The organism is Streptomyces sp. SID3343 (assembly GCF_009865215.1).
GTDB lineage: Bacteria > Actinomycetota > Actinomycetes > Streptomycetales > Streptomycetaceae > Embleya.
The window spans coordinates 1-21,298 of sequence record NZ_WWJX01001252.1 but is presented as its reverse complement, the minus strand read 5'-3'; the positions used below and the strand labels follow the sequence as shown (position 1 = coordinate 21,298).

Here is a 21,298-nt window from a genome sequence, read left to right as displayed (position 1 = left end):
CGGGACGGGCGCGGCCGAGCTGGCCGCCGCCGCCGAACTCGCGACGCGCGCCCACGCGGCGTTCCCCGGCATCCAGGCCGTCGCCGTGGACGGGCAGCCGTACCACGAGGCAGGCGGCTCGGAAGGCCAGGAACTGGGTGCGGCCACCGCCGCCGGCGTCGCGTACCTGCGCGCGCTGACCGCGGCCGGACTGGACGTCGACACCGCCCTCGGGCTCGTCGAGTTCCGCTTCGCCGCCACCGCCGAGCAGTTCCCCACGATCGCCAAGCTCCGTGCGGCCCGCCGGCTGTGGGCCCGGGTCGCCCAGGCGTCCGGCGCGAGCGCGACCGCCGGCGCGCAGCGCCAGCACGCGGTGACGTCGTGGGCGATGACCACGCGCCGCGACCCCTGGGTCAACATGCTGCGCACCACGCTGGCCGCGTTCGGCGCGGGCGTGGGCGGCGCCGACGCGGTGACCGTGCGCTCGTTCGACGCCGCGATCGGCCTACCCGACGCGTTCGCCCGCCGGATAGCGCGCAACACGCAGGCGCTGCTGTTGGAGGAATCGCACCTGGCCGCGGTGATCGACCCGGCCGGCGGCTCGTGGTTCGTCGAGCAGCTCACCGACGACCTCGCGCGCAGCGGCTGGGCGTTCTTCCAGGAGATCGAAAGCCGCGGCGGCATCGTCGCGGTGCTCGACTCGGGCTGGCTCGCCGAGCGCCTGGCCGAGGTTCGCGCCCGGCGCGACAAGGACATCGCGGACCGGACCGACCCGATCACCGGGGTCAGCGAGTTCCCCAACCTCACCGAGCCGCCCGTGGTGCGCGAGAGCGCGCCCGAGGTGCCGGTGACCTCGGCCGGTCTGCCGCGACTGCGCTACGCCCAGGCGTACGAGTCGCTGCGCGACCGCTCCGACGAGATCCTCGCCGCGACCGGTGCCCGGCCGACCGTCTTCCTCGCCACCTTCGGCCCGCTCGCGCAGTACACCGCGCGCGCCGGCTTCGCGGTCAACCTGTTCGCGGCCGGCGGCTTCGCGGCCGTCGAGGGCGGCATCACCGCGGGCGACGAGAGCGCGGTCGCCGACGTGGTCGAGCGCTGGACGGCGGCCGGCAGCCCGGCGACCGTCGTGCTCACCTCCTCGGAGAAGCTGTACGCCACCCTCGCCGCCCCTGTCGCCGCCGCCCTCAAGGAGGCCGGAGCGAGCCGCGTCCTGCTCGCGGGCAAGAAGGCGCACGGCGCGGACGTGGACGGGTATGTGTTCACCGGGTGCGACGCACTCGCCGTCCTGCACGCAACGTACGAGACCCTGGAGGGGGCGGCATGAGCATCCCCGACTTCACGAAGGTCGACCTCGACGGGCCCGCGTCCGGCGAACTCGACGTGGACGCGTGGCGCGAGGCCGTGCGCGAGGAGACCGGCAAGGACGCCGACGCGCTCACCCGCGACACCCCCGAGGGCATCCCGCTCAAGGCGCTGTACACCGCCGAGGATCTCGAAGGGCTCGACTTCCTCGGGACCTACCCGGGCATCACGCCGTTCCTGCGCGGCCCCTACCCGACGATGTACGTCAACCAGCCGTGGACGATCCGCCAGTACGCGGGCTTTTCCACCGCCGAGGAGTCCAACGCGTTCTACCGCCGCAACCTGGCGGCGGGCCAGAAGGGCCTGTCGATCGCGTTCGACCTCGCGACCCACCGCGGCTACGACTCGGACCACCCCCGGGTGGCCGGCGACGTCGGCATGGCGGGCGTGGCGATCGACTCGATCTACGACATGCGGCAACTGTTCGACGGCATCCCGTTGGACCGGATGTCGGTGTCGATGACGATGAACGGCGCGGTGCTGCCCGTGCTCGCGCTCTACATCGTCGCGGCGGAGGAACAGGGGGTGGCACCGGAGGACCTCACCGGGACGATCCAAAACGACGTCCTGAAGGAGTTCATGGTCCGCAACACCTACATCTATCCGCCCAAGCCCTCGATGTCGATCATCTCGGACATCTTCGCGTACACGTCGCAGAAGATGCCGAAGTTCAACTCGATCTCCATCTCCGGCTATCACATCCAGGAGGCCGGAGCCACGGCCGACCTGGAGCTGGCGTACACCCTCGCCGACGGCATCGAGTATCTGCGCGCAGGCGTCGAAGCGGGCCTGGACATCGACGCGTTCGCCCCCCGGCTGTCCTTCTTCTGGGCGATCGGGATGAACTTCTTCATGGAGGTCGCCAAGCTGCGGGCCGCGCGCCTGCTGTGGGCCGACATCGTGAAGTCGTTCGGCGCGAAGAACCCCAAGTCCTTCTCGCTGCGCACGCATTCGCAGACCTCCGGGTGGTCGCTCACCGCGCAGGACGTGTTCAACAACGTCGTGCGCACGTGCGTCGAGGCGATGGCCTCGACCCAGGGCCACACCCAGTCGCTGCACACCAACGCGCTCGACGAGGCGCTCGCGCTGCCGACCGACTTCTCGGCCCGGATCGCGCGCAACACGCAACTGTTGCTCCAGCAGGAGTCGGGCACGTGCGATGTGATCGACCCGTGGGGCGGCTCGGCGTACATCGAGCGGCTCACCCACGACCTCGCGGTGCGCGCGCGTGAGCACATCGCCGAGGCCGAGCGGGCGGGCGGCATGGCCGCAGCGATCGCCGAGGGCCTGCCCAAGCTGCGGATCGAGGAGGCGGCGGCCCGTACCCAGGCCCGGATCGACTCCGGCCGTCAGTCGGTGATCGGCGTCAACAAGTACCTCGTCGCGAGCGACGAGGCGATCGACGTGCTCAAGATCGACAACAAGGCGGTCCGCGGCGGCCAACTCGACAAGCTGCGCCGACTGCGCGAGGAGCGCGACGACGACGCGGTGCGCCGCGCGCTCGCCGCGCTGTCGGGCGCCGCGCAGGCGGACGTCGAGGGCACCCGCCCGAACGATCTCGAACACAACCTGCTCACGCTCGCGGTGGACGCCGCCCGGGCGAAGGCCACGGTCGGCGAGATCTCCGACGCGCTCGAATCGGCCTACGGGCGCCACCAGGCGCAGATCCGTACGCTGACCGGCGTGTACCGCGAGGAGGTGGGCATGTCCCCGAACGTCGAGACGGCCCGTTCGCTCGTCGCGCGCTTCGAGGAACTCGAAGGCCGCCGACCGCGCATCCTGGTCGCCAAGATGGGCCAGGACGGCCACGACCGCGGCCAGAAGGTGATCGCCACCGCCTTCGCCGACCTCGGCTTCGACGTGGACGTGGGCGCGCTGTTCCAGACCCCGGGCGAGGTCGCCCGGCAGGCCGTCGAGGCCGACGTGCACGTGGTCGGGGTGTCCTCGCTCGCGGCCGGTCACCTCACCCTCGTTCCGGCGTTGCGCGAGGAACTGTCGGCGCTGGACGCCGGCGAGATCATGGTCGTCGTCGGCGGCGTGATTCCGCCGTCCGACGTGCAGCCGCTGCTCGACATGGGCGCCACGGCGGTCTTCCCGCCCGGCACGGTGATCGCGGACGCCGCGGTCGACCTGCTCACGAGCCTGTACAAGCAGTTGGACCACGAGCTGCCGGGCCACTGATGGCACGCGTGATCGACGTCGGCGCGTACGCCGAAGGCGTGCTCGCCGGCAACCGGACGATCCTGGCCCGCGCGGTCACCCTGGTGGAGTCCACTCGGGCCGATCACCGCGACCAGGCCCAGGAGTTGCTGGTCAAGCTGCTGCCGCACGCCGGAGGTGCCCACCGCGTGGGCATCACCGGCGTGCCGGGGGTGGGCAAGTCCACCTTCATCGAGACCCTCGGCACCCGGTTGACGGGGGAAGGGCACAAGGTCGCGGTGCTCGCGGTCGACCCGTCCTCGTCGCGGCACGGCGGCAGCATCCTCGGCGACAAGACCCGGATGGGCCGACTCGCCGTGGACGACAACGCGTTCGTGCGACCGTCCCCGACGGCGGGCACGCTCGGCGGGGTCGCCCGGGCCACCCGCGAGTCGATCGTGTTGATGGAGGCGGCCGGCTACGACGTGGTGCTCGTCGAGACGGTGGGCGTGGGGCAGTCGGAGACGACCGTGGCCAACATGGTCGACTGCTTCCTGTTCCTGACCCTCGCGCGCACCGGGGACCAACTCCAGGGCATCAAGAAGGGCGTCCTGGAGATGGCCGACGTGGTCGCGGTCAACAAGGCCGACGGCGATTTCGCCCTGGCCGCCCAGCGGGCGGCGCGCGAACTCGCGGGCGCGCTACGGCTGATGCGCCGGGCGGGGGAGAGTTGGACCACTCCCGTGCTGACCTGTTCGGGCTTGTCGGGCGTGGGTCTCGACGAGGTCTGGGAGACGATCCTCAAGCACCGGCAAACCCTGGATGCCACGGGGGAATTGGCGCAATTGCGACGGCGCCAGCAGGTGGACTGGACCTGGGCGACGGTGCACGACTCACTGCTCGCGGAGCTGCGCGGTCACCCGGCCGTACGTGCGATCGTGCCGGATCTGGAGCAAGACGTGCGGGAGGGGCATCTCACCGCGACCCTCGCCGCGTCTCGCATCCTGGACGCGTTCCATGGGCGGCAAGGGCGGTCCTGACGCGGGTGGGACGATCCGGGCGCCCGGTTGATTCCCGGCTGAGCGGGCAAAAGAGTGCGAATGGCCAAACAAGCCCGGAGTCATACCCCTACCGGCCCTAGCGCAAGCGCTGGCGAGAGTATTTTTTCTCACCCGAACGGGGGTAATTCGCTCCCTACCACGTCGGGAGGACCGATGCAACGTACTCTTGCACGGGTGAGCGAATCCCTCCACGCCCAGGCCGCCGCCAAGGCAGCGGCATTCGCCGACGAGCTCGTCGCTTTTCGGCGCGACCTGCACATGAATCCCGAACTGGGCCGGGAGGAGTTCCGTACGACCGGGCTCGTCCGAGAACGGTTGGTGCGCGCGGGCCTCGCGCCGCGGCTGCTGCCCGGCACGGGCGTCGTGTGCGACATCGGACCCGACGGCCGAGGGGCGACATCCGGCCGGCCGCAGCAGGACATGATCGCGTTCCGCGGCGACATCGACGCGCTTCCGGTCGAGGACGTCAAGGACGTGAGCTACCGCTCGACGGTGCCCGGCCGCGCGCACGCGTGCGGCCACGACGCGCACACCGCGATCGTGCTCGGCACGGGCCTGGTCCTGGCCGAACTCGCGCGCGAGGGCCTGTTGCCGCGGCCCGTGCGGCTGATCTTCCAACCGGCCGAGGAGAAGCTGCCGGGGGGTGCGCTCGACGTGATCAAGGCGGGCGGCCTGGACGGGGTCGGCGAGATCCACGCGATCCACTGCGACCCCAAGGTCGAGGTGGGCCGGGTGGGCCTGCGGGCCGGTGCGATCACGTCGGCGTGCGACCGCGTGGTGATCACCGTGTCGGGCCCCGGCGGGCACACCGCCCGCCCGCACCGCACCACCGACCTGGTGACCGCGCTCGCCAAGATCGCGGCCGAACTGCCCGGCGCGTTCTCCCGGCGGATCGACCCGCGTTCGGGCGCGAGTCTGGTGTGGGGCCGGATCGAGTCCGGCTCGGCGCCCAACGTGATCCCGCAGCACGGCGAGTTGGAGGGCACGCTGCGCTGCCTCGACCTGGAGGCGTGGCGCCAAGCCCCCGACCTGATGCACGAACTCGTGGACGCGCTCGCCTCCACCTACGGCGCGAAGTGGGAGTTGGAGCACCACCGCGGCGTGCCCCCGGTGGTCAACGACCCCGACGCGGTGGCCGCGATGCGCGCCGTCGCGGTGGACGTTCTCGGCGCGAGCGAGGTCGAGGGCACCGAGCAAAGCCTGGGCGGCGAGGACTTCTCGTGGTTCCTGGAACAGATCCCCGGTCAGCTCACCCGGCTCGGCGTGCGCCCGCCCGGGCACCCTCCGTACGACCTGCACCAAGGCTCGTTCGACATCGACGAGCGGGCGATCGGGGTGGGTGTGCGACTGTTCGCGGGCCTGGCGTTGCGGCCTTACCGTTGACGGCCGCGTCCGGGCCGGGTCGCGCCGCGCCGGCAGCGCTCCGGCCGGGACGTATGCGGAACTGTTAACCACCGCGTATCCCGCCCCCGTTCCTGTGGAGTACGCAAGTCTGTAATGTTCCGACCCGGTGCCGTTCGTGCGGCACCGGGTCTTTTCAGGTCGCGGACTGCCCGGTTCCGCGTCGACCCGTCAGGAGACCGGCTACCCGGCCGGGCTAGCGGGGCGTGTTGCGGTGGCGATTCACGGTTCTTGTCGCTCATATTCTTTTAGTAGGTATGCTCTCCGACTGCTAGCAGGTCTACGCGCGTTTACCAGGGAACCAAGCGCGGAGAGTCTGCATCTGGGAGCAGCGCCCGAAAGGGCGCTCATCGGAAGGAGACACCCGTGCGCCGGGTATCCAAGGTGACCGCGGCTGCGGTCGGCGTCACCCTCGCCCTTACTGCCACCGCGGCATGCGGTAGCAAGCCCAAGGACGACAAGAAGGACAACGGCGCCAGCAGCGCGCCGGGCGGCACCGCCCAGAAGGTCGACTTCAAGGCCTGCATGGTCACCGACACCGGTGGTGTCGACGACCGTTCGTTCAACGCCTCGTCGTGGGCCGGTCTGCAGAAGGCGAAGGCCGAACTCGGCGTCGACGTGAAGTACATCACCTCGCAGACCGAGAACGACTACGTTCCGAACCTGAACAGCCTCGTGAACGACAAGTGCAACCTCATCGTCGCGGTCGGCGGCCTGATGGCCGACGCGACGAAGGCCGCCGCGGCGACGCACAAGGACCAGAAGTTCGCGATCGTCGACTCGCCGAGCGTCGAGCCGAACGTCCAGGGCCTGGAGTTCAACACGGCCGAGGCCGCGTTCCTCGGCGGTTACCTCGCCGCGGGCTACTCCAAGACCGGCAAGGTCGCCACCTTCGGCGCGCTGCCGATCCCGCCGGTCACCGTCTTCATGGACGGCTTCGTCGAGGGCGTCAAGTACTTCAACACCGCCAAGGGCAAGAACGTCCAGGTCATCGGCTGGGACGAGGCCAAGGGCGACGGTTCGCTCGCGGGCAAGTTCAACTCGCCCGCCGACGGCGAGCGCATCACCAACGACTTCATCGCCCAGGGCGCCGACGTGATCATGCCCGTCGCCGGCCAGACCGGCCTGGGCGCCGCCTCCGTCGCGCAGAAGAGCAACGGCAAGGCGAGCATCGTCTGGGTCGACCAGGACGGCTACGAGAGTGCCTCGCAGTACAAGGAGGTCTTCCTCTCGACGGTCACCAAGGACATCAAGGGCCAGGTGTTCAACGCGGTCAAGGCCGCGTCGGCCAACCAGTTCAGCACCAAGGCGACGATCGGCACGCTCGCCAACAACGGCGTGGGCCTGTCCCCGTTCCACGACTTCGAGTCGAAGGTGCCGGCCGAGCTCAAGACCGAGCTCGACAAGGTCAAGGCCGACATCGTGAGCGGCACGATCAAGATCCAGTCGAAGAACCAGCCCAAGTAGCTGAATCGGCGATCGGGCACCGCGGCGGCAGTCCTGCCGCGGTGCCCGTGTCCGCGGCCCGGGCCCCAGCGGGGGACCCGGGTCGAACCCGTAGCGGCCCCTTGCGGGGGGCGTAGCCGAGGAGGTCTCCGCGTTGAAGCTCGAACTGCGCGGAATCACGAAACGGTTCGGGTCGCTGGTCGCCAACGACCACATCGACCTGACCGTCGAGCCGGGGGAGATCCACTGCCTTCTCGGCGAGAACGGTGCCGGCAAGTCGACCCTGATGAACGTGCTCTACGGGCTCTACGAGCCCACCGAGGGCGAGATCGTCGTCGACGGCACCCCCCGCACCTTCAAGACCGCCGGTGACGCGATCGACGCGGGCATCGGCATGGTCCACCAGCACTTCATGCTGGTCCCGGTCTTCACCGTCGCCGAGAACGTCATGCTCGGCCACGAGGAGACCCGGACACTGGGTTGGCTCGACCGTCGACGGGCCCGCAAGCGGGTGCTCGACCTCGTCGACGAATACGGCCTCAAGGTCGACCCCGACATGCTCGTCGAGGACCTCCCGGTGGGTCTGCAGCAGCGGGTCGAGATCCTCAAGGCGCTCGTCCGCGACGCCAAGGTGCTGATCCTGGACGAGCCGACCGCCGTGCTCACCCCGCAGGAGACCGAGGAACTCTTCCGGGTCATGCGGGCGTTGCGCGAAGCCGGTCACTCGATCGTGTTCATCACGCACAAGCTCAAAGAGGTCAAGGCGGTCGCGGACCGGATCACCGTCATCCGGCGCGGCAAGATCGTCGGCACCGCCGACCCGGCCTCGACCGAGAAGGAACTCGCGTCCTTGATGGTGGGCCGGCCGGTCAAGCTGGTGGTCGACAAGACCGAGGCCCTGCCGGGCGCGGTGCGCTTCTCGATCGACGACCTCACCGTGCTCGACGACAACGGCACCGCCGTGGTGGACCGCGTCGACCTGCAATTGCGCGAGGGCGAGATCCTGGGCATCGCGGGCGTGGACGGCAACGGCCAGACCGAGCTGACCCAGGCCATCCTGGGCCTGCGCAAGCCCGCCGCGGGAACGATCAGCCTGGACGGCCACGACCTCGCGGGTCGCACCCCCCGGCAGATCCTGCACGCCGGCGTCGGGTTCGTCCCCGAGGACCGTCAGCACGACGGCATCGTCGGCGACTTCACCGTCGCCGAGAACCTGGTCCTGGACCTGGTGACGCAGCCGCCGTTCGGCAAGCGCGGCTCGATCGTGCCGAGCGCGGTGCGCGACAACGCGCGGCGCCGGGTCGAGGAGTTCGACATCCGGACCCAGACCATCGAGTCGCCGGCGGGCACCCTGTCCGGCGGCAATCAGCAAAAGGTCGTCGTGGCACGCGAACTCTCGCGTCCGCTACGGCTGTTCATCGCCTCCCAGCCCACCCGCGGCGTGGACGTCGGCGCGATGGAGTTCATCCACAAGCGGATCGTGGCCGAGCGCGACGTCGGTACGCCGGTGATCATCGTGTCCACCGAACTGGACGAGGTGGTCGCGCTCGCCGACTGGATCGCGGTGATGTATCGCGGTCGGATCGTCGGCATCGTGCCGCCCGACACCTCGCGCGGCGACCTCGGCCTGTTGATGGCCGGAGTCGAGCCGAGTACTCAGCGGGGCGACGTCGGCGGGGCCACTGCCGCCGGCGCCACCGCTGTCGGCAAGGTGTCCGGGCCCGGCAAGGCGATCGACACGGACAAGAGCGCCGACCGCGACGCCGAAGCCGGCACCGGCAAGAGCGAGACCCGCGACGCAACCCCGGGGGAGGAGGAACAAGCGTGACCGAGGACAACAACGGCACGGCCGGCGAGCCGACCGAGCCGACCGAACCCAAGGCGACCGACCCGAAGGCCGCCGCGCCGAAGGCGAGCGGCTCCGGGCCGACCGTGACCAAGGACCAGGCGGCGGGTGCCGGTTCGGCGACCGAGCCGAAGCCGTCCCTGGGCCGAGCCATGCTCGACGCGGTGATCACCGGCAACTCGGCCGTGGTGACCTTCCTGGCGATCGTGCTCGCGCTCGTCGTCGGCGGCGTCCTGATGATCCTCGCGGACCAGGACGTGCTCGACCAGTTCAAGTACTTCACCGCGGCCCCGGGCGACGCCCTCTCCAGCGCGTGGACGCTCGTCTCCGACGCGTACACGGCGATGTTCAAGGGCTCGATCGTCAACCCGGACACCTTCTCCGACGGTTCGGTCAAGGACATCTTCCGGCCGTTGTCCGAGACGATCACCCAGGCCACGCCGCTGATCTTCGGCGGTCTCGCGGTCTCGATCGCGTTTCGGACCGGCCTGTTCAACATCGGTGCGCAGGGCCAGATCATCGCCGGCGCGGTGTTCGCGTCGTGGGTCGGCTTCGTGATGGACCTGCCGCCGGTGATCCACCTCGTGCTGGTGATCCTCGCCGGCGTGATCGGCGGCGGCCTGTACGCGGGCTTCGCCGGTTTCCTCAAGGCCCGGTTCGGGGCCCACGAGGTGATCGTCACGATCATGCTCAACCACATCGCCGTGCTGATGCTCGGTTGGCTGCTGACCACCGACACCTTCCGGCGCGGCGGCCAGACCCAGCCGATCGGCAAGGACGCGCACCACAACGCGGTACTGCCGAACCTGTTCGGCGACGACCTGCGCGTGCACTTCGGCATCATCCTGGCGCTCGCGGCGGCCGGCTTCTACTGGTGGCTGCTCAACCGCTCGACGATCGGCTTCGAACTGCGCGCGGTGGGCTCCAACCCCGATGCCGCGCGGACGGCCGGCATGAGCGTGGCCCGGGCCCAGATCCTGGCGATGACCATCGCAGGCGCGATGGCCGGCCTCGCCGGTGTGTCGCAGGTGATGAGCTCGACCAACCCGGCGCACACGCTGACGCCGAGCATCGACGCCGGTATCGGCTTCGACGCGATCACGGTGGCCCTGCTCGGTCGTACCAAGCCGCTGGGCACGGTGCTCGCCGCGCTGCTGTTCGGCGCGCTGCGCGCCGGTGGCTCGGTCATGCAGGCGTCGGCCAACGTGTCCGTCGACATCGTCATCGTCATCCAGGCCGTGATCGTGCTGTTCGTCGCGGCCCCGCCGCTGGTGCGCTCGATCTTCCGGCTGCGCGGTGCCCGCAAGGGTGCCGAGGGCGGCCTGACCGCCAAGGAGACCGTGGGGGTCCAGGCATGACCGAGCGGAATCCCGAAGGAGGCACGCAGGTGGCGGACACCGTCATCGCCCCGACGCCGGAGGCGCCGGTGAATCCCACCGGCGAGGCCGCCGACGCGGTGCGCGCCGCGGCCCGCAAGAAGGCGCTGATCACGGGCCTGGGCTTCGTGCTCGTGGGCCTGTACGCGCTGTGGGCGTTCGGCTTCGGCACCAAGGGCGGCAGCGACGCGGTCTTCGGCATGACCGTGCCCAACCGCGACACCACCAAGGTCGGCGACCTGTCCGTGCCCGCGCGTGCCGTCGCGATCGCGATGGCCCTGGTGTGCGTGGTCGCGGGCGGCCTGCGGATCGCGCTCGACCGGTCGCGGCTCGCGCGTCGGCTGAGCATCGCGCTGTTCCTGAGCGCGTTCGTGGTGGCGTTCCTGGTGTGGGCCGTGGCCGGCAAGCAGATGTCGTTCGCGGGCGCCCTGCAGAACACCATGCTCGCGACCGTCCCGCTCGTGCTCGGCGCGCTCGCGGGCGTCATCGGCGAGCGCTCCGGCGTGGTCAACATCGCGATCGACGGCCAGTTCCTGTTCGGCGCGTTCGCCGCCGCGTTCACCGGCTCGATCACCGGGTCGCTGTGGGCGGGTCTGGCCGCGGGCGCGGTCGCGGGCGGGCTGATCGGCGCGCTGCTCGCGGTCTTCGCGGTGCGCTACCTCGTCGAGCAGGTCGTCCTCGGTGTCGTGATCAACCTGTTGGTGACCGGCATCACCGGCTTCCTCTATACGCAGCTGCTGCAGAAGGACCCGCAGGGCTACAACAACCCGGGCGTGTTCGAGAACATCCGGATCCCCGGTCTCGCCGACATCCCGGTGATCGGCCCCGTCCTGTTCGACGTGAACGTCATCGTGTACCTGATGTACGCGCTGGTCGTGATCGTGCACCTGGGCCTGTTCCACACCCGCTGGGGCCTGCGGGCGCGCGCGGTCGGCGAGCACCCGACGGCCGCCGACACGGTCGGCATCAAGGTCAACGCGACGCGGTATCGCAACGTCATGCTCGCGGGCGCGCTCGCCGGCATCGGCGGTGCGTTCCTGACCATCGGCACGGTGGGCACGTTCTCGAAGGACATGACCTCGGGCGCGGGCTACATCGCCCTCGCGGCGGTCATCTTCGGGCGCTGGCGTCCGCTCGGCGCGGTCGCCGCCGCGTTGCTGTTCGGTTTCGCGAGCGCGCTCGCGACGTCGCTCCAGCCGCTGAACACGTCGATCCCGAGCCAGTTCCTGCAGATGATGCCGTACGTCGTGACGATCTTCGCCGTGGCCGGTCTGGTCGGCAAGGTGCGGGCACCGGCGGCGGCCAACAAGCCTTACACGAAGGGCTGACGAGGTGTCACAGATCGACTGGAACGCTCTGCGGGAGGCGGCGACGGCCGCGATGAGCCGTGCGTACGTGCCGTATTCGAAGTATCCGGTCGGCGCGGCGGCGCTGGTCGACGACGGCCGGATCGTCTCGGGGTGCAACGTCGAGAACGCGTCGTACGGGCTGACTCTGTGCGCCGAGTGCGGCCTGGTGTCCGCGTTGCACGCGAGCGGCGGCGGGCGCCTGGTGGCGTTCGTGTGCGTCGACGGCGCGGGCGCGGTGCTGATGCCGTGCGGGCGTTGCCGGCAGCTGCTCTTCGAGCACGGCGGGCCGGCGTTGTCGATCCGGACCAAGAGCGGGATACGGTCGATGGCGGAGATCCTGCCGGACGCCTTCGGGCCCGACGACCTCCTTTAGCAGGACGTTTCACGCACCAAGGCGCTTCGCGCACCAAGACGTTTCGCGCACCAAGGCGCTTCGCCGGCAAGGCGTTTCGCGTCGACACGGGCCGCCCCGGCGGCCAGGGAGAACGGACAGCATGGACGCGATTTCGGTCATCCGTACGAAGCGGGACCGCGGTGAACTGACAGCGGCTCAGATCGATTGGGTGGTCGACGCGTACACGCGCGGCGAGGTCGCCGACGAGCAGATGTCCGCGCTCGCGATGGCGATCCTGCTCAACGGCATGACCGCGACCGAGATCAACCGCTGGACCGACGCGATGATCGCGTCGGGAGAGCGGATGGACTTCTCGGTGCTGTCGCGGCCCACCGCCGACAAGCACTCCACGGGCGGCGTCGGGGACAAGATCACCCTGCCGCTCGCCCCGCTGGTCGCCGCGTGCGGCGTCGCGGTCCCGCAGCTCTCGGGCCGCGGGCTCGGCCACACCGGCGGCACGCTGGACAAGCTCGAAGCGGTCCCCGGGTGGCAGGCGGCGCTGTCCAACGACGCGATGATGCGCGTCCTCGAAGACGTCGGCGCGGTCGTCTGCGCGGCGGGCGACGGACTCGCTCCGGCGGACAAGAAGCTGTACGCGCTGCGCGACGTGACCGGCACGGTCGAGGCGATCCCGCTCATCGCCAGCTCGATCATGAGCAAGAAGATCGCCGAGGGCACCGGCGCGCTCGTGCTCGACGTCAAGGTCGGCTCGGGCGCGTTCATGAAGGACTTGGCCGACGCGCGCGAACTCGCGCGCACGATGGTCCGGCTCGGCGTGGACCACGGGGTCAAGACGGTCGCGCTGCTCACCGACATGTCGACGCCGCTCGGGCTGACGGCCGGCAACGCGCTGGAGGTCCGCGAGTCGGTCGAGGTACTCGCGGGCGGCGGCCCGGCCGACGTGGTCGAGCTGACCCTCGCGCTCGCGCGGGAGATGCTCGCGGCGGCGGGCAAGGACGACGTCGACCCGGCGGACGCGCTCAAGGACGGCTCCGCGATGGACGTCTGGCGCCGGATGATCCGGGCCCAGGGCGGCGACCCGGACGCCGAGCTGCCGGTGGCGCGCGAGACCCGGGTGGTCACCGCGACCTCCTCCGGAGTACTGACCGGCCTCGACGCGTACGCGGTCGGCGTCTCGGCGTGGCGCCTGGGCGCGGGCCGGGCCCGCAAGGAGGAGCAGGTCCAGGCCGGCGCGGGCGTGGAACTGCACGCCAAGCCGGGCGACACGGTCACCGCGGGGCAGCCCCTGATGACCCTGCACACCGACACCCCGGAACGCTTCGAGTACGCGACGGAGATCCTGTCCGACGCGGTCACCATCGCCCCGACGGGCACGGCCTTCACCCCCACCCCGATCCTGATCGACCGCATCGGCCCGACGGCCTGACCTGCTTGCACCACTGCGGCCTTCGCCTCTCCTTCGGGAGAGGCGAAGGCCGTTCGCTTCAGGCGTCGTCTTCGTATTCGTATTCGTATTCGTCTTGTTCGGACAACGGTTCTTCGTCCTGAAGTTGGTTGTTCCAAAGCGACGACTGGATGTTGGCGCTGGGACCGTGCAACTTTTTCCATTCGTCGACGGACCCGAAGGCATACAAGGTGCCGGCCTCAGGAGTGCCGGCCATGGCCAACAGTTGGTTCAACGTGGTTTCGGCATCGGCAAGCAACAGACCCAGTCGCTGTCGAGCCCACGCCAAACGATCGGCGATCGGCGAATGCTCCGGCGGACGTTCCTCGGAGCCCTCCTCGGCAGCCCGAACGGGGTCCGAGACCGTGACCACCTCGTGCTGCGTCAACGGCACCGGCGATCCGGCCTCGTCACGCAGTATCTTGTCGTGGCTGGTCAGGTCCACCTTGACGTGCGTGTAGAACTGCTCCCCGGAGCCTCCGCTCTTCTCGACCTGGGAGTCGGTGAACGAGTTGACGGCCCCACGTGTCGCGTCGAACCGATCTGCGGCGTGCGCAAGCAGCCAGAGTCCCTTTTCGTTGGTCGGCTCGGACAACTTGGTGACGGTCAGGTTCACGTCGGCCCGGAACGGGACGATCTCCGGGACCGCTGATCCGACGTTGCGGCTCAGCAACTTGTCGGCCATCAAAGCGATCCCGCCGGCCACCGCGAGCGTCAGCCGCGCGTTCTTGTTGCCGCGCAGTGCCGGCTCGACCAATGACGTGAAGTTCGAGCACGGGATCGGTGCCCAGTCGGCTTGGCGTACCTCGTCGGTGAGCACGCCACCATTGGCCCAGGCGTTCCTGGCCTGGCGCAGGGTGTTCTTCTTTCCGGCTCGCCATGAGCGATCGATGATCGGGCCGAGGATCTCCGCGTACCCGGCCGTTGTCATCCGGCGAGTGCCCTTGATTTGCTTGGCGTACCGCTTGACCGCGTCGAAGACCGTCGGCCGAGTCAGGAAGTGGGTCAGGTAGACGGCACGCCACAGCTCGGTTTCCGGGATGTCGCGGTTGCCGAAGACCTTCGGGAGCGCGTCCAGGGGAAGTCGCCCCAAAGCGAGTTCGTACACGGCCTCGGCGTCCTCGGTAAGCCGGTCCGCGGCTTCGGAACGCACCAGCCGCATCAGCGCCCGCGCGCCGACTTCCACATTTTGAGCGGCCGAGTCCCACGCCTTGAACTCGACGTGCACCGACGCGAGCACACTGCGGACGGCGTCGTCGAAGACCTCCGCCCGAGGCAGGCTCGATTCTTCGTAGGCTTGCACGCCGACCGTGATCTGCGCGGGAAACACACATGCCTGGCCGATGCGCACGGCTCGTCCGGACGGCGGGTCTTCGCCGACGCCGCGCATGAACTCCCCGTGGAGTTCGGCGAGGACGTCCTGTCGGCCGAGCGCCATTCGCTGGCTCAGGGGTTTCTCCTCGGAGCCCCGGCGGGTCGGCTTCTCCGCGAGCATGGCGTCCGTCGCGGTCCTGGCGATTCCTTCCGGAGTCCCGTCCCGCGACAGGAGTGCCCACGCGCTCGTGAGGCGGGTGATGCCGTCCCGGACGACGAGCACATGGACGGCCTCCGTACCGTCCGCGAATTCGAGCCGGCACGGGTGCGCGATGACCGGGCGGGTGACGCGGCGGGCGAGGATGGACGCGTCGTACGGGTCGCGATTCGCCCGCCGGGTGTAGGCGATGGTTTGACGAAGGTGTGCTTCGAGGTGCCCCATGTCGCGATAGCGGTAAGCGAGCACGGCTCGTGGCAGACCGTCGGCGTCGACGTCCCCGTGCACCTCCGGGTCGGCCACCGGCAGGGCTTCCTGACCCGTTCGCGGTTGTAGACCGGGGAAGAGTTCGGTGAGCCAGACCCTGGCATGGACCGACCTCAGGACGGCCCCGCCCACATGTTCGTCGATCAGTGACGAGGCCGACTCGGAATGGTCGGACAGGATCGTCCCCACGGTCCGCGGCGAGACGACGGCGCGCGCGATGCTGTGCCACGCGTCGTCGGTGAGGGCCGTGTACGGGTTGCCCGTCCCGGCCGAGACCAGCCGAGTACGGTCCCTGACGGCCGAGTGTGGCGGCAGTGTCCTCTCGAAACCGGTGACGTCGATCTGCTCGCCGTCGAGCTGGATCTGGATGCTCATCGGTATCGAAACGTGCGTCGGTGCTTCCCGAGCAGCCCATACGTCGTCCGAGTCGTCGGGTTCGTGAAAGGACGGGAACGTGCTCAAGTGCGGCTCTCCTCGGTGCTTGTGATGCCCGATCTGCCCCATACGTGGGTGACTCGCCTGGCCGGCTCGGTTAGAATGGGCTTGCGGTCCTGGTCTTCGATTCGTCGAAGATCGTGTCTGCTTTCACGAAGCCCCGGTTCCGACCGGGGCTTCGTCACGTCGGACACCGGTTCATACACCTTCGGGCCCGTGGGCCTTGGGCAGATGACGGGCGTACCACCCCCACATGAACTCGGCCCCCGGGCGCTGCTGCACCGCTTGGTGCGCGCTGTATGCCACGAAGTCCGCCATCTGCAGCCAGTGGCTGGCATGCGCCGGAGCGAATCGCGGAGGGGCGGGCAGCGAGCGCGGAGAGAGCGCGTGGTGTCGTTCGGCGTAGAGCGGGTCGGTGCCGTCACCGTCGATCACGACACGTCCGCGAGTGCCCTCGATGGTCAATCGGCGATCGATCAGGCGCAGTATGCCGTCGAAGGCGCGGGTTCTGGCGGCAGCGAAGTCACGGGAGGTCCGTCCTTCGCTGTGCACCGAGAGCAGGTTCACGCCGGGAAGTGTGGCGATGTTGTCCAGCACGGTCTGGGCGAGGTGCCGGCGATTTATCTTGTGCCGGTTCCAGTGCGGGAGTCGGGAGGGGTTCCCGCGGCCGGGGATGAACTTGTGCGCGTGCAGCTCATAGGAGACCGGGATCGAGATGGCCGGGTCGTCCGCCAAGCCCTGCCGAAAGGCGAGCCACTGGGCAAGCGCGGGCTCCAGAGCGGAAATCCGCACCATGAGGGCACCGTAGACGGCACGGGCCGGTTTCGGGTCTCCCGAGTCGTCGATGAAGATCATCCAGTCGGTGGGACCAAGTCTTGTGTTGATGGCGATCATCGACCCCGTACCGGAGACACATGGACCGGCCCCCGGCCTCCGGGGAGTCCTGCCTTGAGCCGAGACGACATACGCCGACGGCCAAGACGCGAGGGGTCTCCGAGATCCACGCGCTGCGTCGCACGGGGGTTCGTTCGTGCGGACCTGCGTTCGTCCGTGATCCGCAACTCGATACGCGAGTTGATCACACGTCAACGCGGGGCCTGGTCGGGCGCCGGGAACTGATCCTGGCACCGCACGCACTCGTCCCAGTGGGCTCGACCACTGTAGACCTGTGGGGCAGGTGAGGTGTAGTGAAATGCCCTGCGGCTCACCGGAATTGGATCTCGGGCTTCGCGTCGATGGCCGACTCCACCCGACGGTGGGTCGGATTCGGCAGTCGATGCGGCTCGTCGTGGACCCGGGTGCCGAGGGCGGGGCGGGGTGGGGACCTCGGCCGTTGGCCGGCATACATCGCGGGAGCAACTCGTTGTCGGCGAACTTGTGTCGGCCTTCGCCGGCGAATATCGGGCGCCGGCGGGCGCACTCGGTGGGGTCCGGCGGGGCACCCGCCCATCCGGCTGCCCGGCGGGCTCCTCGGGAGCATTGACCCGCGCCCGATCGCCGATGACAACGTGACGGGCGGGGATCGGGTGCGGCGGCGTCGGGGAGTGAGGGTTCGTTGGCCCGTTCGGTTCGGTTGCGCGCTGCGTCTCCTTTTTTACGAGGTGCCAACCGGAAGTCGGGCAGTGGAGCGGGGTCGCCCCACCCGTCGTGGCGCGCGAAGCGGAGCCCCCACGGGCCATCCGCTCACGGATCAGGGCCGTTGGGGCGGGGGCAGCGGTGCGTGTGCAGTCGTACCGCTGCCCCCTTCCTCTCCGTCGACCGGACCATGGGAGGCCGGAGAGGGGTCGGTGCCGTGCTGCCGATCGCGATCAACGGCCGACGGGAGCACGGGAGTTCAGGGGTTCGGCGTCGGCGGGGGCTGAGCTCTGCGGACGCTGTCGGACGGCATGGCCCACATCAGGCCGCCGTCGAATGGCTGGACCGTGAGGCGCAGTCCGGTGGGAAGGGGCTGGGCCATGAGGATCTGGCCGGGGTGGCGGACTGCGCGCACCTTCTCGTCGACCGGTTCGACGTAGTCACCCTCGCGATACATCGCTCATCCCGTGGCGGACGCGGACGAGGCGACGTCGTCGTCCAGGACCACGAGGTTGCCGCAGTGGGTCCGGAACTCAAGGCCGTTCGAAAACCGCACGTGGGCCTGCGAGTTGAGGATCGCCTCGAACCTGCCCTCACGGCCGGACACGCGACAGCGAACCTGCCGCTTGCGGTTCGCCGCCCAAAAGCGCGATACGTCGTCGGTCGTCCAGTCACGGGGGTTGGCGGGATACGTTTCGGGAGTCGGGACGTCGGTGGGCATGGCTGAGCCCTCTCGTTGCCGTAAGTGTCGGGTTCGTTGCTCTGTGTTCAAAGCATCGACCGGCGGGCTAGGCTGCAAAAGCCCTTCGGGCATTAACCTTTCGTCCCTAATGAAAGGGAAATTTCTTGGCCGTCGAGATGGATGCTGGTGATTCGTTCGCAGCATTGTTCGGTAAGCGCGTGGCGCGACAGCGCAAGCACCTGGGAATAACCCAGGCTCAACTAGCCGATCTGCTGTGCGTGAGTCCGTCGCGGATCAGCCAATTCGAGCGCGCTTTGTCGTATCCCCCCACCGCTGAACAAGCCCGCTTGTTGGACGAACACCTGCAGGCCGACGGCCTGTTCGTCGATCTGTGGACGTATCTGAACCGCGAAGGATTCCCCGATTGGTCAAAGGCGTTCATGGCGCTGTCGGAGCGGGCCTGCCACATCAGGGAGTACACCGCACACCTGGTTCCGGGGCTTCTACAGACCGAGGACTACGCACGCGCGATCCTGCGCACGGCTCGATCTCTCACGGGTGAAGATCACCTTGCCCAACGACTTGCGGCCCGCATGGACCGACAGAAGCGCCTGTACGCCGACCCGCCGCGGTTGTGGGTGGTCCTCGACGAAGCGGTTCTGTGGCGCGCGGTAGGGGGACGTGACGTCATGCGCCGGCAACTCCGGCACCTGGTCGACGTATCCGAGCGCCCGGGAATCACGCTCCAGGTGCTGTGTTTCGAACAAGGCGCACACGAGGCAATGGGCGGATCGTTGACCGTCCTCACGTCGCCTGACGAGTCGGAAGCGGCCTATACCGAGGGAGCGGACTATGGCCGCCTGTTCGAAGATCCGCACGATGTCGCGGAGTACGGCATGGCTTACGCTCGGCTGGCAGGGCAAGCCTTGCCCGCCGACCTGTCGGCCGAAATGATCCGGACCATCGCAGAGGATGTCTAGTGCAGCGTCTCGACTCCGCAACCTGGCGCAAGAGCACCCACAGCAACGCAGAGGGCGGCAACTGCGTGGAAGCCGCCGGCGGCATTCCGTCTGCCGTCCCGGTGCGTGACAGCAAAGACCCGGGCGCCGGCCATCTGGTCGTGCCCTCGGCCTCGTGGATCGCGCTCACAGCGTCGCTCCGCGCCTAGCCCGCTCCAACTCTGCCGCGTCCAGCCGTCCCGGCTCGGCGCGGCATGGTGCTGTGTGTTCGGTACGGCCGGCGTGGAGTTGTCGCGCGGGAGGCGATGCTCACCGAGCGGCCCCCTCGATGGCCCGAGTAGCGCCCGTGTGCAGGCGGGTCTGGACGGCATCGGTGACGGATCGACTCCGTCCCCGTGCGTGGACGAGACTGCCGACGTGACCGTGGCCCGGACTCGCGTACCCCCGAGCCGGCCCGTATCGGCCGTGCGGGACGCCGGAACCCTCCCCCTCCGGGACATCCCTTACTTCCTGGGACGGACGGCGCGTCGCGCCCTGCGAGGGATGTCTCGCCTCGCGTCGCGACCTACCTTCGAAGCAGGACGACATCGAGTCTCGGTGTCGCCGGATCGAGGAGGAATCGCGTCATGGGCACGAGAACTTTGAGTCGGCCGCGGCACGGACGTCGGATCGCCGGCGTCTGTGCGGCCATCGCCCGGCGCTACGACTGGTCGCCCACCACGGTGCGGGTCTGCTTCCTGCTGTCGTGTCTGTTGCCGGGGCCGCAGTTCCTGCTGTACATCGCGTTGTGGATCCTGTTGCCTCAGGAGTGAACGTGGCACTCCGGGCATACGCCTATCATCCGATCGACGGGTAGACCCGGTCGAGAGGTCTCGGGCACGTGCCCGGTCGGGGGGTGGGGGCATGCAACCGGGGCAGACGCACAACAAGAACCTCGTCGTGACGACGTCGGTGATCGCCGGGGTGATCGTCACGTTGGTGGGACTGCTCCTGAGCGGCAACCTCGCCGTCGAGGCGGGCCGCACGCAGGCGATGAACTCGAAGCAGTACAGCGACAGCGACGTCGAGGACACCCGGGGCTTCTGGGACGAGGGCAAGCAGGACGAGGCCAAACCGCGCGGCGAGGAGATCTCCCCGGGCCAACAGCAGCCCGAACTGCCCGATCAGGGGCAGGAACAGCCGACCCAGGGGGTCGACTACCGCCAGCCGCGCACGGTGGAGGCCGACCGGGTGGAGTCGCCGTACACCGACCCCGAGTTCGCGATACGCGGCAAGATCTTCTTCCGGATGCCGCAGGGGGTCGCCGAGTGCAGCGGCACGGTGGTGCACCACGCGGGCGGCAACATGGTCTGGACGGCCGCGCACTGCCTGCACGGCGGACGCTCCGGAAGCTTCTACGACAAGGTCACGTTCGTACCCGGCTACAACGGCGCGGGTCGCACCGCCCAGGAGCGTGAGCCGTTCGGACGCTGGCCGGCGCGCCGGATCCAGGTCAGTAATCAGTGGGCGCAGAACGCCGATCCCGGCGGCAAGGACACCAGCGCGTCCCCGTTCGACTACGGCGCCTTCGTGGTCGACTCGCGCAACGGCAAGACCCTGGAGCAGGCGGTCGGCCCGGGGGCGGAGGTGTACTGGAACGCGCCCCGGCACCTTCGCGTGCAGTCGTTCGGCTATCCGGGTGACGAACCGTACGACGGCACCGCGCTGTACACGTGCTCGTCGCCGACGACCGACTTCCACGAGCCCGGTTGGCCGAGTCCGGACATGTTGTGGATGGGCTGCACGATGACCGGTGGGTCCTCCGGCGGCGGCTGGTTCACCGAGGTGGACGGCAAGAAGATGTTCGTCAGCAACGTCTCGCTCGGCGTCACGACCCGGACGGCGCGCACGATGACGGGGCCTTACCTGGGCGATGTCGCGAAGGACATCTACGACTCGTTCTAGCGGCTCGCGCCCGGACCCGGCTGTTGTGAGCCTCGGGTCCCCGGTCGGGAGTCGGCTGTTGTGAGCCTCGGCCCCCGGCCCGGACCTGGACGCTGCGCACCTCGGGCACCCGGCCGGACTCGGACGCTGCGAACTCTCGGTACCCGG

Annotated in this window: 18 protein-coding genes; 14 read left to right on the top strand and 4 right to left on the bottom strand. The window is 69.3% G+C overall.

Annotated features, from left to right (window positions below; translation table 11 throughout):
- The 10 genes from GT354_RS39305 to GT354_RS39260 all read left to right on the top strand — a co-directional run.
- Window positions 1–1,303, top strand: a 1,303-nt coding sequence (locus tag GT354_RS39305) for a methylmalonyl-CoA mutase family protein (RefSeq protein ID WP_161361152.1), incomplete at its 5' end; no start/stop codon positions are given.
- Window positions 1,300–3,522: a methylmalonyl-CoA mutase gene (scpA, locus tag GT354_RS39300; RefSeq protein WP_161361151.1), complete on the top strand. Its 2,223-nt coding sequence runs from the start codon at window positions 1,300–1,302 to the stop codon at window positions 3,520–3,522. The genes GT354_RS39305 and scpA, both read left to right, overlap by 4 nt.
- Window positions 3,522–4,520: a methylmalonyl Co-A mutase-associated GTPase MeaB gene (meaB, locus tag GT354_RS39295; RefSeq protein WP_161361150.1), complete on the top strand. Its 999-nt coding sequence runs from the start codon at window positions 3,522–3,524 to the stop codon at window positions 4,518–4,520. Before scpA ends, meaB begins: the two co-directional genes overlap by 1 nt.
- 195 nt (window positions 4,521–4,715) lie before the next feature.
- A complete protein-coding gene (locus GT354_RS39290) occupies window positions 4,716–5,924 on the top strand; it encodes an amidohydrolase (RefSeq protein WP_346012376.1) in 1,209 nt (402 codons plus the stop codon).
- Between the two features lie 384 nt (window positions 5,925–6,308).
- Complete coding sequence (locus tag GT354_RS39285) at window positions 6,309–7,409, top strand: BMP family ABC transporter substrate-binding protein (protein ID WP_161361148.1); 1,101 nt, start codon at window positions 6,309–6,311, stop codon at window positions 7,407–7,409.
- A gap of 133 nt (window positions 7,410–7,542) precedes the next feature.
- A complete protein-coding gene (locus GT354_RS39280; protein ID WP_161361147.1) occupies window positions 7,543–9,216 on the top strand; it encodes an ABC transporter ATP-binding protein in 1,674 nt (557 codons plus the stop codon).
- The gene (locus GT354_RS39275; RefSeq protein WP_161361146.1) at window positions 9,213–10,592 is read left to right on the top strand and encodes an ABC transporter permease; all 1,380 of its coding nucleotides are present in this window, start codon (window positions 9,213–9,215) and stop codon (window positions 10,590–10,592) included. The genes GT354_RS39280 and GT354_RS39275 overlap by 4 nt, the downstream gene beginning before the upstream one ends.
- A 29-nt stretch (window positions 10,593–10,621) precedes the next feature.
- Window positions 10,622–11,938 (top strand): ABC transporter permease, encoded by a 1,317-nt coding sequence (locus tag GT354_RS39270; protein ID WP_161361145.1) that lies wholly within the window; start codon window positions 10,622–10,624, stop codon window positions 11,936–11,938.
- A gap of 4 nt (window positions 11,939–11,942) precedes the next feature.
- Complete coding sequence (locus GT354_RS39265) at window positions 11,943–12,332, top strand: cytidine deaminase (RefSeq protein ID WP_161361144.1); 390 nt, start codon at window positions 11,943–11,945, stop codon at window positions 12,330–12,332.
- Window positions 12,333–12,453: 121 nt separating this feature from the next.
- A complete protein-coding gene (locus GT354_RS39260; RefSeq protein ID WP_161361143.1) occupies window positions 12,454–13,740 on the top strand; it encodes a thymidine phosphorylase in 1,287 nt (428 codons plus the stop codon).
- A 58-nt stretch (window positions 13,741–13,798) separates the two neighbouring features.
- On the opposite strand, the gene GT354_RS39255 is transcribed toward GT354_RS39260, so the two are convergent.
- From GT354_RS39255 to GT354_RS39240, 4 genes are all read right to left on the bottom strand, one after another.
- Window positions 13,799–15,931 (bottom strand): hypothetical protein, encoded by a 2,133-nt coding sequence (locus GT354_RS39255; protein WP_161361142.1) that lies wholly within the window; start codon window positions 15,929–15,931, stop codon window positions 13,799–13,801.
- Window positions 15,932–16,189: 258 nt separating this feature from the next.
- Complete coding sequence (locus GT354_RS39250; protein WP_161361141.1) at window positions 16,190–16,885, bottom strand: DUF3800 domain-containing protein; 696 nt, start codon at window positions 16,883–16,885, stop codon at window positions 16,190–16,192.
- 940 nt (window positions 16,886–17,825) lie between these two features.
- Window positions 17,826–18,023 (bottom strand): hypothetical protein, encoded by a 198-nt coding sequence (locus GT354_RS39245; RefSeq protein WP_161361140.1) that lies wholly within the window; start codon window positions 18,021–18,023, stop codon window positions 17,826–17,828.
- Window positions 18,024–18,026: 3 nt separating this feature from the next.
- Window positions 18,027–18,287, bottom strand: coding sequence for a hypothetical protein (locus GT354_RS39240; protein WP_161361139.1), 261 nt, complete (start codon window positions 18,285–18,287; stop codon window positions 18,027–18,029).
- Window positions 18,288–18,412: 125 nt separating this feature from the next.
- On the opposite strand from GT354_RS39240, the gene GT354_RS39235 reads away from it, so the two are divergent.
- The 4 genes from GT354_RS39235 to GT354_RS39220 all read left to right on the top strand — a co-directional run bounded on the left by GT354_RS39235 (window position 18,413) and on the right by GT354_RS39220 (window position 21,151).
- On the top strand, window positions 18,413–19,228 hold the full coding sequence (locus GT354_RS39235; protein ID WP_346012375.1) for a helix-turn-helix transcriptional regulator: 816 nt from the start codon (window positions 18,413–18,415) through the stop codon (window positions 19,226–19,228).
- Entirely contained in the window at window positions 19,228–19,416 is a 189-nt protein-coding gene (locus GT354_RS55040) for a DUF397 domain-containing protein (RefSeq protein ID WP_346012374.1), read from the top strand. The genes GT354_RS39235 and GT354_RS55040 overlap by 1 nt, the downstream gene beginning before the upstream one ends.
- A gap of 417 nt (window positions 19,417–19,833) precedes the next feature.
- Window positions 19,834–20,019: a PspC domain-containing protein gene (locus GT354_RS39225; protein WP_161361137.1), complete on the top strand. Its 186-nt coding sequence runs from the start codon at window positions 19,834–19,836 to the stop codon at window positions 20,017–20,019.
- 91 nt (window positions 20,020–20,110) lie between these two features.
- Complete coding sequence (locus GT354_RS39220) at window positions 20,111–21,151, top strand: hypothetical protein (RefSeq protein WP_161361136.1); 1,041 nt, start codon at window positions 20,111–20,113, stop codon at window positions 21,149–21,151.
- Window positions 21,152–21,298: the final 147 nt, after the last annotated feature.